The organism is Desulfotruncus arcticus DSM 17038, from assembly GCF_900113335.1.
GTDB classification, from domain to species: domain Bacteria; phylum Bacillota; class Desulfotomaculia; order Desulfotomaculales; family Desulfallaceae; genus Desulfotruncus; species Desulfotruncus arcticus.
In genome coordinates this window covers 14486-27997 of record NZ_FOOX01000009.1, presented here as the reverse complement: position 1 = coordinate 27997, position 13512 = coordinate 14486, and the positions used below count along the sequence as shown (strand labels likewise).

At 44.0% G+C, this 13512-nt stretch carries 8 protein-coding genes and 1 riboswitch; of the genes, 4 read left to right on the top strand and 4 right to left on the bottom strand.

Annotated elements, in window-relative coordinates:
* Position 1: 1 nt before the first annotated feature.
* On the top strand, positions 2-2434 hold the full coding sequence (locus BM056_RS12645; RefSeq protein WP_092471790.1) for a DUF3536 domain-containing protein: 2433 nt from the start codon (positions 2-4) through the stop codon (positions 2432-2434).
* 154 nt (positions 2435-2588) lie between these two features.
* A riboswitch (cobalamin riboswitch) is annotated at positions 2589-2780 on the bottom strand.
* Positions 2781-2881: 101 nt separating this feature from the next.
* Here the strand turns inward: BM056_RS12645 and BM056_RS12640 are convergent.
* The gene (locus tag BM056_RS12640; protein ID WP_174549957.1) at positions 2882-4798 is read right to left on the bottom strand and encodes a PAS domain-containing sensor histidine kinase; all 1917 of its coding nucleotides are present in this window, start codon (positions 4796-4798) and stop codon (positions 2882-2884) included.
* Positions 4799-5067: 269 nt separating this feature from the next.
* Here BM056_RS12640 and BM056_RS12635 point away from each other — a divergent pair, with 269 nt between their 5' ends.
* Positions 5068-6165, top strand: coding sequence for a GerAB/ArcD/ProY family transporter (locus tag BM056_RS12635; protein WP_092471788.1), 1098 nt, complete (start codon positions 5068-5070; stop codon positions 6163-6165).
* Positions 6166-6204: 39 nt separating this feature from the next.
* Here BM056_RS12635 and BM056_RS12630 read toward each other — a convergent pair whose 3' ends face one another.
* Positions 6205-6816, bottom strand: coding sequence for a tetratricopeptide repeat protein (locus BM056_RS12630; protein ID WP_092471787.1), 612 nt, complete (start codon positions 6814-6816; stop codon positions 6205-6207).
* 323 nt (positions 6817-7139) lie between these two features.
* Between BM056_RS12630 and BM056_RS12625 the strand changes: the two genes are divergently transcribed.
* Both BM056_RS12625 and BM056_RS12620 read left to right on the top strand, forming a co-directional pair.
* Positions 7140-8672 (top strand): hybrid sensor histidine kinase/response regulator, encoded by a 1533-nt coding sequence (locus tag BM056_RS12625; protein ID WP_092471786.1) that lies wholly within the window; start codon positions 7140-7142, stop codon positions 8670-8672.
* Between the two features lie 36 nt (positions 8673-8708).
* Positions 8709-11681 carry an ATP-binding protein gene (locus BM056_RS12620; RefSeq protein ID WP_092471785.1) on the top strand — a complete coding sequence of 991 codons (2973 nt, stop codon included), beginning with the start codon at positions 8709-8711 and terminating at the stop codon, positions 11679-11681.
* 86 nt (positions 11682-11767) lie between these two features.
* Here the strand turns inward: BM056_RS12620 and BM056_RS12615 are convergent, their stop codons facing one another.
* Entirely contained in the window at positions 11768-12586 is an 819-nt protein-coding gene (locus BM056_RS12615) for an ATP-binding cassette domain-containing protein (RefSeq protein WP_092471784.1), read from the bottom strand.
* On the bottom strand, positions 12565-13362 hold the full coding sequence (gene cbiQ / locus BM056_RS12610; protein WP_165613506.1) for a cobalt ECF transporter T component CbiQ: 798 nt from the start codon (positions 13360-13362) through the stop codon (positions 12565-12567). The genes BM056_RS12615 and cbiQ overlap by 22 nt, the downstream gene beginning before the upstream one ends.
* Positions 13363-13512 lie beyond the last annotated feature (150 nt).

The window sequence follows — 13512 nt, the reverse complement described above, 5'->3', positions numbered from 1 at the left end:
TATGGAAAAATTCATCTGTATTCACGGCCATTTTTATCAGCCACCGCGGGAAAACCCCTGGCTTGAAGCCATAGAGGTACAAGATCCGGCCTATCCTTATCATGACTGGAACGAAAAAATCAGCTTTGAATGCTATGCGCCAAATGCCGCGGCGAGGATTTTAAACGGAAAGGGCTGGATTAAAAAAATCTTTAACAACTATTCACGCATCAGTTTCAATTTCGGCCCGACCCTGCTTGACTGGATGGAATCCAATGAGCCGGAAGTTTATGAGGCGATCATCCAAGCCGATCAGGCAAGTATTAAGCATTTTTCCGGCCATGGCTCCGCCATGGCCCAGGCTTACAACCACATGATCATGCCACTGGCCAACCACCGGGATAAATACACCCAGGTAGTCTGGGGCATTCGCGATTTTGAAGCAAGATTTGGCCGTTCTCCCGAAGGGATGTGGCTGCCGGAAACAGCCGTAGACCTGGAAACTCTGGATATAATGGCAGAACTGGGCATTCGCTTCACTATCCTCAGCCAGTATCAGGCCGGACGGTTTCGCAAATTGGGCACCGAAGGCTGGATTGAAGTAGGCGCTGAAGGTATCGACTCAACTATGCCCTACCGTTTGAACCTGCCCGGCTCAAACAGGCATATTAACATATTTTTTTACAACGGGCCCATATCTCAGGCTGTTGCCTTTGAAAACCTGCTCACCAACGGCGAGTTGTTTGCCCACCGGCTGGCGGGCGGTTTTAACGAATCAAAGGAGCGCCCCCAGCTTGTGCATATTGCCACCGACGGGGAAACATACGGCCACCACCACCGTCACGGGGAAATGGCGCTGGCTTACGCTCTTGATTATATCGAAACACATAAAATAGCCCGGATTACCAATTATGGTGAGTACCTTGATTTACACCCCCCAACCCATGGGGTTGAAATCAAAGAGCTAACCGCCTGGAGCTGTGCCCACGGGGTGGAACGCTGGCAAAACAATTGCGGCTGCCATTCAGGTTTAAAGCCCGGTTGGAATCAGGCCTGGCGCGCACCTTTGCGCCATTCTCTGAACTGGCTGCGCAATAACCTGACTCCACTTTATGAAAAGGACGCCCGCCGCTATCTTAAAGACCCATGGACTGCGCGCAACGAATATATCAAAGTCATTTTAAACCGTTCACCCCAAAACATAGACCAGTTTTTCAATAATCACGCTGCGCACCGGCTCAACGAAAGTGAACAAATAGCCGTTCTTAAATTAATGGAAATGCAAAGGAACGCTATGCTGATGTTCACCAGCTGCGGTTGGTTTTTTGACGATATTTCAGGAATTGAAACAATTCAAATATTGCAATACGCAAGACGGGTAATTCAACTTGCAGAAGAATTATTCGGCGCCGGGTTGGAGAAAGATTTTCTTGAAATATTATCCCAGGCCAAAAGCAACCGGAGCGAACTGGGCAACGGATCAGACATATACAAAAAATACATCAAACCTTCAATGGTGGACCTACCTAAAGTTGGCGCCCATTATGCAATAAGTTCCTTGTTTGCAAAGTATGGCAAGCAAACTCAAATTTTTTGCTATAACATAGATCAGCTGGAAAAACAAGCGGCTATAACAGGTGAAGCAAAATTAGAAGTGGGCCGGGCGAGGATTACTTCCCAAATTACCAGGGAATCAGCTACGGTTTGTTATGGAGTAGTGTATTTCGGCTATCATAACGTAATTTGTGGTGTTGGTGCTTTAGCCAACGAGAACCTTTACCGGGAGCTAAAACAAGAAACAACAGCGGCGTTTAACCGGGCAGATTTACCAGAGGTAATCCGGTTGCTTGATTTTTATTTTGAAGATGGGGTTATTTATTCACTTAAGGAAATATTTAAGGATCAGCAGCGCAATATACTTGATATAATTCTGAATTCAACGCTGGATGAAGTTGAGGCGGATTACCGAAAAATCTACGAGCACCATGCCTTTCTAATGCGGTTTTTAAAAGATATGGGTACCCCGCTGCCTCATGCGTTGATTTGCGCCGCTGATTTTCACTTAAATAACAGCCTGCGGCGATCCTTTATTAATGAAACCCCTGACTTAGAATATATCACCGGCCTGTTGAAGGAAGCAAAAGAACTGGAAATTAGCCTTGATAACGACGGGTTAAGCTATATCCTGGCGAAAACAATGGAGCGATTGGCTGCACACTGGCTCAAAAACCCCATGGACTTGAATTTGCTGAAAAATCTGGACCTGATAACCGGACTGGCCCGCTCCCTGCCCTTTGAAGTGGACCTTTGGAAAATGCAAAACGTTTATTATGGGTTGCTCCAAACTATTTATCCGGTTCAAGCTAAAAAAGCAAAGGAAAATGCTGATGCCCGGGAGTGGCTGGAACATTTTTCCGCGCTTGGCGATAAACTCAAGGTATACCAGGGAGGCTAATTTTGCCCAAAAAGTAACCGGCGAAAATTTGCCGGTTAAAAGTATGGAGTAAAAGTAATTGGGCATAAACTTAAAAGCCCGTCTGTTCCACAACAGCCGGGCTTAATCGTTGGATTAATAATAATCGAAAAGCACCATGCCTTTGCGCGGAAGGCGATACCAATTTGACCAGGCAGGTCTCCTGACTCATGGTTCACCGCATACCTCCCGCCTTCCCAGGCATTAAACCCAGTGGCTCATGGGAGCTGCTCCCCACTCACAGTGGCCGGACCGTCCGGGACTTACACCCGGTTCCCTTTTAACCCCTGGTTGGACCCCAGGGGAACCTTAGCCTTAACCTTTATTTAATTACGAACATTTTATCATGAACCCAATTAATTGTCCAACAAAAAAAACAGGTATTGCCACGTCACTTTGCTTCTCGTAATGACATGGATTGCAAGGTTATCATTGCGAGCTCAGCGTAGCAATCTCTCCACTACACGGAAATTGCACATAAAAAGTGGTCCCTGTTGGGGCAGTTTCTATTACAATCTTTGAGTTATGCCTGTCAGCAATGCTATAACAAACTGCCAGACCTAATCCGGTCCCGTTATCTTTAGTGGTAAAAAAGGGAGTACCCAACTTATCAACAACACCTGCTTCAATGCCACATCCCTGATCCTGGACGGCCAAAACCACCTTATCAGCATCAGCGTAGGTTCTTATTGTAAGAATTCCATCGGACTGCATTGCTTCCAAACCGTTACGAACGAGATTTAGTATTAATTGACGGATTTCATTATCATCCAGAAATAAATCTGGAATATCGTTAAGCTCCAAATTTACATATTTGTCGGATTTATAAACGTCTGCTTGGATAAGAGGGAATATAGTGTTGATTATGGTATTGAGGTTTTGTTCATTTTTGTCTACAGGCTTATCCTTGGCCAGTGACAGAAATTGTGTAATAATAGAATTTGCCCTATCCAGCTCATCAATCATAAGATTAAAATAGTCTTTATATAGCATGCAACCGGCTTTCTCCCCAAGCAGCTGCAAAAAACCACGCACCGTAGTCATTGGATTTCTGACTTCATGACCAATAGCGGCCGCCATTTCACCCACCAGGTTAAGCCGGTCTAATCTGGCCATTTCCTGCTCCAATTGCTTCCTTTCGGTAATGTCATTGACAGCAGCCAGCAAGCATGGCTCTCCGCCAAATTCAATTAATTCAGCGGATACTAAACCAACGCGCCCCTTACCGGACTTGGCGCGGAATTTACATTCAAAATTACGCACCGGTTTTCCCTGATGCAGCATCTCAACTATTTTTACCCGGGTTTTCGTACTTTCCCAGAGGTTTAAATCACATGCGGTCAGGCCAACAATTTCCTCGCGGCGATAACCGGCAGCATTAAGAAAACTGTCGTTAGCGTTGATAATTTTATTATCAGCAAGCCTTGCTATTGCCATCATGCTTGGACTCGCGTTAAAGGCTTTGAAAAATAATTCCTGCGACAGCCTCATTGCTTCTTCAGCTTGTTTTTGATCGTTGATGTCAATGCCTAAAACCAGAATCTGCGGAGAACCGTCAATATCGGAGAACGGGTAAAGGTAAATCCGGTAATACCGGCCGGCAAGCATATCCTCCTCCAATACTTGTGGAGTTTTAGTATCAAAGACACGGAAAGTTGAACACTCGCTGCATGGTTGTTTTCGTCCATGCAGAATCTCATAGCAGGGTCTTTTTTTAGGTTTACCGAATACCTCCCAGAAGTAGCGGTTGGAAAAACTAATTGAATAATCCTGTGCCTGCAAATAGACAAGCGCGGGAAGAGAATCAAGAAGAGAAAAAAGCCTTTGCCGTTCTTCCTTTAGCGCCTCTTCCGCCCGCTTACGGTCCGTAATATCTGTGATTACCCCCACCAACCCTGCCAGGGTGCCAACGCTGCTTTCATATGTAGCCTTATTAAAAACCATATCGCGCCGTGTTCCGTCGGCAACTCTAAATTTAGTCTCAAAGACCTGGACACCAGGTTCGGTAAACAAAGCTGTATCCTTTTCATGATAAATTTCAGCTAAATCGTCAGGATATACCTCGAAAACCGATTTACCTATTATATCCTCTTTGGCTAAACCGACATATGCCTCATAAGCTGCATTGCAGCCCGTGAATAGTCCGTGAACATTTTTATAAAATATGGGATTCGGTATGGTATCAATTAACCGCTGCAGAAAATGATACTGTTCCCGTAACGTTCGTTCAAGCTTCTCCTCAGTTTGCTTGCGCGGTGTTTGAACTGTTTGTAATTCAGCGACCCGGCTGCGCAGCTCAACCAATTCTTTAATCAGCTGATCCTTTGTCTTTTCCTCATCATTCATTATGCATACCCCCATCGACAGTCATGAGGCAATTATTCTACATAATCATCTATTTGATAATTATAAACAAAATACCTTTGGATATTATGTCGAACATTGAAATATTATTAAAAATTCAAAATTTTCCGCTTGGCATCGCAAATTGAATAGACCTTTATTGTTTAAGCTATAACAAATAAAACTGGATTATATTGATAAAAATTCATAAATGTTCAACCTTTAACACATTACTAATATTATCAAATTATAAACGGTAAAAGAGGATTAGATTGCTAAAAGATATCAAGATCAGCAGCAAACAGGCCATCTATATCAACATTACTTTGGTCATCGCCACGGGTTGGCTGAGCGCACCGGCGTTTGTCGCCGAGAAAGCTAAACAAGATGCCTGGATTTCATTTTTAATAGCCACCTTATTAAGCTTACCAATAGCCTGGATAATAAGTAAGCTGAGTTCTCTCTATCCTGGAAAAACATTAATCGAATACCTTGAAGAGATTTTAGGGTTATGGCCGGGGAAGGTTTTAGCTTTTCTTTACCTCCTCTGGTTCATTCACATTACATCTATCATGTACAGAGAATACTCAGAGTTTCTTACGGACGTTTATATGCCGGAAACACCGTTGGTTGTTTTCCCGGTTATGACCACTTTGGTTATCGCCTATGCTGTTAAGAAAGGCTTGGAGGTGATAGCCCGAACATTAGAAGTGTTTTTTCCGTGGATAATCATATCAGTTGTTTTAATATTTCTTTTATTAATCCCTAACATGGATATAAATAGGTTACTACCCATCTATGATTCGAATACTATCAGCATATTTAAAGGCTCCTTGGTGCCTATGGGCTGGATGACAGAAATATTTACTTTTGCCATGTTCATTCCCTTTTTAACCAAACCCCGGCATTCTTTTAAGGTTGCAGCTGTATCAATTATACTGGTGGGGTTAAATTTCTTGTTTAATGTAATAGGAAGCTTGCTTGTATTTGGAGCCTTAATTTCAACCATGACCTATCCCGTACTAAATGCAGCTCGCCTGATTAATATCGCAGAATTTCTTCAACGGCCGGAACCGATAATAATGGTTGTTTGGGTCGCAGGCGGGATAATGAAAATAGCAATTTTTTATTTTGTTATCGTTTTGGGCCTGGCCCAATGGCTTAAACTGAAGGATTACCGGCCTTTGGTCCTGCCAATTGGAGCAATCTTAATTGCACTGTCTATGATTATAGCCGATAACACCCTTGAAATTTCAAGCTTCCTGGCTAATATATGGCCCTTTTATTCTTTGTTTCTTTTCCAATTCGGCATTCCCATCATGCTGTTAATCATCGCCCTCCTAAAAAGGAAACTAGCGCCAAAAATTTAAAGAGAAGCCCAATGGCTTCTCTTTAAGCAAACAACATATTCAGGCGGCCTTTTCCAATTCCTGCTGTATGATTAGCAAAAATTCTTTAATCTCAATGTTCCCCTGATCCAATATCCTCGCAACCAAAAGGTATTTTTTAGCTTCATATAGTTCACCCAAACGGTAGTAGGCCTCGGCCATCATTAGATATGCCTGAACGCAACGAGGGTAGGAAAAAATTAAACTATACAGCATTTTCCTTGCTTCAATATATTGTTCACTTTTAATTAAAACTACAGCAAGGTTAAGGCAAATATAAAGATTGCCTGGCTTTAGATAAAGTGCCTGGCGAAAAAAGGTCTCCGCCTGTTTCCAATTACCATACAGAGTATAGATTACCCCGGCGGACATTTTCCCGGCAAAACCGGTAGGTGACAACCGGTATATTTTTCTGTAAGAGGCTTCCAACAGCTCGCGGTTGCCTTTTCTTACAGCAAACTGCCCCCTGGCAATAAAAAACTGAATTAAAATGTCCCGCCAATACGTTTGCAACCATAAAGCAACCAACACCAAGGCAAGAAAAACCAAGGAACGGCTGCTATCTTTAAACACCATAGGTGCAATGCCGGCAACTGCAACTGAAGTAATGATGAAAATAATATGCTTGTTCATGTTCAGAAAAACCTCACCTCCGTGGATTCTTTTCTACATTTTACGCAGAGGCAAGACAGTTTGTTGCTCAAATTGGGGCCAATGGTAAAATAATTGTCTCTATGGAAGTTACGTTTTATATTAATTGCTGAAAAGATTACTTTATACCCCACGTTAATTACTGGAGGAGTTAGTAAATTCATGTAGTATTAAAACAAAGTAAATAATTAAGAATTATGTGATATTTCCGCATGGTAAGTTCTTTAGTTTTTTTATTCACAAAGCCCTTTTCGATATAATCACTGCCAAAATAAGCAAGGGGGTACCTTGGAGGCGATTGTATTATGGATGATAATTCATCATCAACAGAAACTGGTAAAAATAAATTTGGACAAACCGATTTAGTTAATGAACAAACCAACGGGGGAAAGGAAAAAGTTTTAATCGTCGATGATATGCTATTACATCTTGAAACAGCCAAGCTTTACTTGGGAAAATCGGGCTTCGAGGTTTTTTGCGCATCGGATATTAAAAATGCCTGGGAATTATTAATAGCCGAGGAACCGGAACTGGTCCTTTTGGATTTAGTTATGCCCGGTGAAAGTGGCCTGAATTTGTTAGCTAAAATCCGCGCCCAATACCCGCAAATTGGTGTGGTTGTAATGACCGCTTTTGGCAGCGAGGAAATTGCTGCCACGGCCATGAAGAACGGCTCTTTGGATTATATCAGAAAGCCTGTGAAATACAGTGAGCTGACCAGTGTGGTACAACACGCTTTAGTCAAGCAGCGACAACTTAATTACCGGGCAAAGTCTATTTCCAACTTGCAAACTGCCTACGAAGAGCTTCAAGTTAGCTCGGATTCAATCCTACACTGCATGTCAGCCGGCGTTGTAGCCCTGGACAATCTTTTACGTATTAAAATGATCAATTACGCGGCCTTAAAGTTTTTTGACCTGGAAAACCAAAATGTTTTGGGCAAAGATTTTTATGCGACCCTCCCTGATTTAAAAAAAAACAGCCTCCTTAAACAAACACTGATCAATGAAAAAGGATTTCGGTTATTTGAGGTTGCCCACCAGGGACCAGAAAAAGATCTGCTCTTCTCCGTAAATACTGATGTGCTTTTTGACCATCACGGGCACAAAATAGGCGTTCTGGCAGTATTTGATGAAATTTCGGAACAGAGAAATTTTCAAAAACTGCTCAAAGAACGGGAGAGATTAACCATCATCGGGCAAATGGCTGCCGGCATGGCCCACGAAATTAAAAACCCCCTCACCGCCATTAAGGGTTTTGCCCAATTGCTGTCCACCAAGATTAAAGACCCCACCATTAAAGAATATCTAACTATTATGGACGATGAAATAAACCGCATGAGTCAGGTAATTCGGGACTTTCTTCAATTAGCCAGGCCCAAAGCCCCGAATTTCGAAAGAACAGATATAAATCTACTCTTTCACGATATAACTTCGATTATCGGGCCGCAAGCCTTTCTAAAGGGCATTGAAACTTCGCTAAAAACTGATTCTATGATCCCGGAAAGTCTAATGGACCCCGGCCAGATCAAACAGGTTGTTTTAAACCTGACTCAAAACGCTTTGGAAGTCATGGATAAAGGCGGTAAACTAACTTTGGAAACAAAATATTTACATGCCGCAAAGGAAATCCGTCTCGATGTGCATGACACGGGCTGCGGGATTCCCCGGGACAAAATTAAAAACCTGGGCGTGCCCTTTTATACTACTAAACCTGAAGGAACCGGCGTGGGGCTTAGCATAGTCTTTTCCATCGTTGAACAGCATGGCGGGCGGATTAATGTGCAAAGTGAAGAGGGCCGCGGCACCACTTTTTCCGTTTTTCTCCCGGTCAGATAAGGATTTAAAGAAATAGCCAATGAAGAAGGTGGATTAATGAAACCGGAAACCCATTTCCCATACAAACAGTCGTTTCAGCAGCTAAATATTAACTTTAAGGATAGTATTCGCTTTAAGCTGATGACAACTGTAATTATCATCACCAGCGTCTTTGTCGCCCTGTTTTTGTATCTTAATTACGTAAATGAAATAAAGCGGCTTAATCAACAAGTGAATAATAACTTTTCATTACTGGCAGATATATTAAAAAACGATACAAATCGCTGGTTGACTTACCGGGAAAATGATGTTGCCTCCATGGCCGCTAATCCGCTGATTCAACAATATCTGAGCGACATCATGTCAGGCAGTGCCGGTTCCAGCCGGGCAAGAACAGAGTTGCTGCGTTACTGGATGGAGGTTAAGGCGCAATACGGAGTTTACGATGAGATTTATTTTGTTTCCAAAGACGGAGAAATCATGGTTTCCACCAACCCTGAACGTGAGCATATCCTGCGCCCGCAGGATGCTATAATTAACAAACCGCTAACAACAGGAAGCATCTACTTTCAGGATGCTTACATGTCTTATTATAATAATAAGCCGAGCATTGCTTACTCCACTCCGGTGCGTAATTTAAGCCAAAATCACCCAAAAAATGCCGGCTATGCCGGCGTTCTGGTGTGCCGGATCGACATTCAAACGGTACTCCAACCTATGCTGGAAAGCCAGGTTAACCTGGGAAAAACGGGAGAGGTAATTTTAATTAACGAAAATAATACGGCCATTACGGAATTACGGAATCGCCCGGGCTCGGCCTTAAACTACAATTTAAAGAGCGAACCCGCCTTAAAAGTTACCCAAGGTGAAGAAGGGTTACTAAAAGGATTAGGGTATAATGGCCAGGAGATAGTTTCTGTTTATCGCTATTTGCCCCAAACAGGGTGGGGCATCATTATACGCCAGGAAACATCAGAGATATATGGCCCCGTTAAATATAATGCCTTAAGATTTACCATAACCGGCTTATCCGCGCTCTTGCTTATGCTGTTAATTATGTACATTACCTTTAGTCGCTTTTTAAAGCCCGTAAAAGAAATGGCGGATGTAGCCCGGGATATCTCCCGTGGAAACTTATCCCGGCGGACCCAAATTCAATCTAGAGATGAAATAGGGGTACTGGGGCAGACACTAAACTCTATGGCAGACGACCTGGAACAGCAGTTTAAAGTTCAAAAAACCAGGCAGGATGTGCTTGTGGCACTGTCCTCCAACCTCAACATGTGTGATATATTAAACAGAGGTCTGAATATAATCTGCCGGTCTTACAGCTATAACGTAGGGGCTATTTTTCTGGTTGATGACCAGAAGAAAACGCTGTTGTGCAAAGCCATGTACTGTCCGGGACAAAAGCTGAACCGAAAGGAAGCAATTAAAATGGGCGAAGGACTGGAAGGGTTTGCGGCTCTTACTCAGGGAGTACAATTGGTTACAGGTATAACAGAAGATACGGTTTATACAGTCAACTGGTTGGGAGGCAGCCTGCAGCCGGCCGCTATTGTGGCGATCCCGGTGGCGTTTGGTTCTGAGACCCTGGGCGTAATCAGCCTGGCTTCGGTTAATGGCATTGACCAGCGGGATATTAACGAATTGACGGACATTGGGAATTTATTCGGTGTAGCTATTAATAATAATTTATCCCATGAAGAAACTCAGCGGTTATCTCATAATTTACAAGAATTGAATGAGCAGTTGGCGCAGCAAAATGAGGAGCTAAACGCCCAGAGTGAGGAATTGCTGTCTCAAACCGAAGAACTGCAGGCCCAGTCCGAGGAATTACTGGGCGTTACCGATGAGTTACAGAAAAAGAATCATGAATTGGAAAGGGTTGGAGAACAAAAGTCAAGGTTTGTAGCTACCTTATCCCACGAATTAAGGGCGCCGCTAAATGCCGTAATTAGTTTTTCCGACGTGCTGCTGGACAAAGTAATGGGTGAGCTAAACCAACAACAGGAGAAATACCTGCGGGAAATATTAAATAGCGGGCAGCACCTGTTAAATTTAATCAACGACCTGCTGGACCATTCCAAAATCGAAGCCGGCCAACTTGAACTGAAAATAGAGGAAGTTGACCCGTCCGCGCCGCTGGAAGAAGCGATCACCATGGTTAGCGCTGATATTTCCCGCAATCGGCTTGTAATAACTAATTCTATTAAACCCCACTCATACCTGGTTGCTGCAGACCGGGACAGATTAAAACAGGTATTTCTTAATTTATTGACCAACGCTGTTAAATTTACACCTAAAAGCGGCCAAATAACTATTGGAGCCCGGGTAAATAATTTGGTTGTTGAATTTTGGGTTGCCGACACCGGGATTGGGATAGACAAGAAAGACCAGGATATTATCTTTGAAGAATTTAAGCAAGGCGAGAATGCATCCGGGACAATCGGGACAGGTTTAGGACTGGCCATTACCAAAAAGCTATTGGAATTGCAGGGCGGCAAAATTTTTGTGAGCAGCGCCAAAGAGCAAGGGGCCACATTTACCTTTACCCTGCCTCTGGTTGATGTAGGGTTGGCCGGTTTAACGGGACAACGGGAAGCTTCCCACGCAGAAAGCCAAATAAAAAGTAAATCTATCGGCACCCCCATAATGTTCCTACAAAAACCAGTGGATAAAGCCGTTCTCCTTGAACATTTAGAGAGGATTCAACATCAACATGCGGGTGCCCCCCTCACCGTTATGGTAATAGACGACGACCCTGTGATCCGGGGTTACCTTGCCGCTGTTTTAGCGCCCAGAGGATATAAATTTTTGGAGGCAAGCAATGGCTTGAAAGGTATTGAAAAAGCTTGTGACCAAAAGCCGGATATCATTATCCTCGATATTATCATGCCCGGGGCTAACGGTTTTGAGGTTATGGATAAACTGGGAGAGGAAAGCTGGGTAAGAGATCTGCATATTTTTATTCTTACCTCAAAGAATCTTACACAAGAGGAAAGGAACTATCTGGAATCCAGATTTTAAAGGAAGTATGAGCTTGCCACGTCGCTTCGCTCCCGGCAATGGCAATTTTCATCCTTCTGCTGGTGCCACGCCGGCGGCATGGACATTCACCTTTTAATTAAATTCCGTATTGCTTCAACAGCCTGGTTTACCGTTCTTGGCACTGCTACTGCCAATTCCGGTATATTTAAGAATATACGCGACACCAGCGGGTAGGTCAGACTTGCTTCCTCCACAATTTTCTTTTGGGTAAGCAATTCCGAACCGCCATTGGCCAATACCCGCCCATCTTTAACAATAATAATGTGATCCGCCCATTCGGCCGCCAGGTCTACGTCATGAGTGGCTATGATTATAGTTATCCCCCTTTGATGCAAGTCGTCAAGAATATTTACTACCTGTTCTTTACCTGACGGGTCAAGGTAGGCCATGGGTTCGTCCAAAACAATAACCCCCGGCTCCATGGCCAGGATACCGGCAATAGCAACTCTTTTCTTTTGCCCGTAGCTTAAATGATACGGGGGTTTTTCCTTGTATTCGTACATCCCAACGGCATGAAGTGCCTTGCTGACCCTGTTGTTAATTTCAGCACTGTTCAGTCCCATATTAATCGGTCCGAATGACACATCTTCCCAAACGGTGGATGAAAAAACCTGATTGTCGGGGTCCTGGAACACCATCCCGACAGCTGTTCGCACCCATTTTTCGGTCTTTTTGCCGATCTCCCGGCCCCGCACTGATACAGAGCCCTGCTGAGGCAAATGCAGCCCGTTAAGGTGCAAAAGAAGGGTGGACTTGCCCGCCCCGTTAGGTCCAAGCATAGCCACCCTTGAGCCTTCTTCTATGGCGAAAGAAACTCCGTTTAAAGCTCTGGTTCCATCCGAATACGTAAAAAACAAGTCTTTTACTTTAATGATATAAGCCATTGCCAACCCCCAGCGTCATATACTTGAAGAAACATGGCCATAGCCAGAATCACAAAGCCCAGGCCGATATCAAGGGGCCTGATCCCGCTGCTAAGAACAGCTCCGGTTTCACCGCAGTACCCCCGGGACAGCATAGCCTGGTAAACCCGCTCACCCCGGTTGCCCGCCCTCATAAACAGCACCCCGACCTGACTGCCCAGAGTTGTAAAAGTGCGTCTGTGCAGGAAACTGCGGCCGGATTCAAAACCTCTTGCCTTGCGGGCCAGAGACATGGTTTTGAGCTCGTCAAGCAACACATTAATATATCTGACAGTAAATTCGACCAGGGCGACAAAAACATATGGCACACGCATCTGGCGTAACCCCAACATTAACCGGCCCAAACCGGTAGTGGCAACTAAAAGTGTAACGGCAAATATCCCTAACCCCATGCGCAACGTCAGTAATACCGCCCGGATAAGACCTTCATCTGACATTGTAAGCTCCAGTGCCCCCAGATGAACCCGGGCAATTGCCGCTCCAGCCACCACAAATGGTAAAATGACTGCCATGGTCCCTCCGAAAGGCAGTATCCAGAGCAGCTTTTTGGCGAATATGGTAAAGGAAACCCCGGCCAGCGCACCCAATAAAACTAAAAATACCATCCCACACAGCAGGGCTGCCATTGAATCCGATGAGGTCATGATGAAAATAAACCCGGCCAGTGAAACAATCTTTACTCTGGCATCCAACCGGCCCATCCAAGTGTTATTATTAACGGAATACAAAAAATCCATGACCGCGCCCCCCGAAGAAAAAATAAAACCACGAAAAACTGCCATTACCCGGCAGAACCTCCGTGGTCCTTATTTCTTGGATTAAATTATTTAAATTATGTATTTAAATCCATATTAAGATTGCTTCGCTACGCTCGCAATAACCAGCTT

Excerpts from the sequence above, each read along its gene's own strand:
- BM056_RS12640 (WP_174549957.1), bottom strand. The coding sequence starts at position 4,798 with ATGAATGATGAGGAAAAGACAAAGGATCAGCTGATTAAAGAATTGGTT.
- BM056_RS12645 (WP_092471790.1), top strand. The coding sequence starts at position 2 with ATGGAAAAATTCATCTGTATTCACGGCCATTTTTATCAGCCACCGCGG.
- BM056_RS12620 (WP_092471785.1), top strand. The coding sequence starts at position 8,709 with ATGAAACCGGAAACCCATTTCCCATACAAACAGTCGTTTCAGCAGCTA.
- BM056_RS12615 (WP_092471784.1), bottom strand. The coding sequence starts at position 12,586 with ATGGCTTATATCATTAAAGTAAAAGACTTGTTTTTTACGTATTCGGAT.
- cbiQ (WP_165613506.1), bottom strand. The coding sequence starts at position 13,362 with ATGGATTTTTTGTATTCCGTTAATAATAACACTTGGATGGGCCGGTTG.
- BM056_RS12625 (WP_092471786.1), top strand. The coding sequence starts at position 7,140 with ATGGATGATAATTCATCATCAACAGAAACTGGTAAAAATAAATTTGGA.
- BM056_RS12630 (WP_092471787.1), bottom strand. The coding sequence starts at position 6,816 with ATGAACAAGCATATTATTTTCATCATTACTTCAGTTGCAGTTGCCGGC.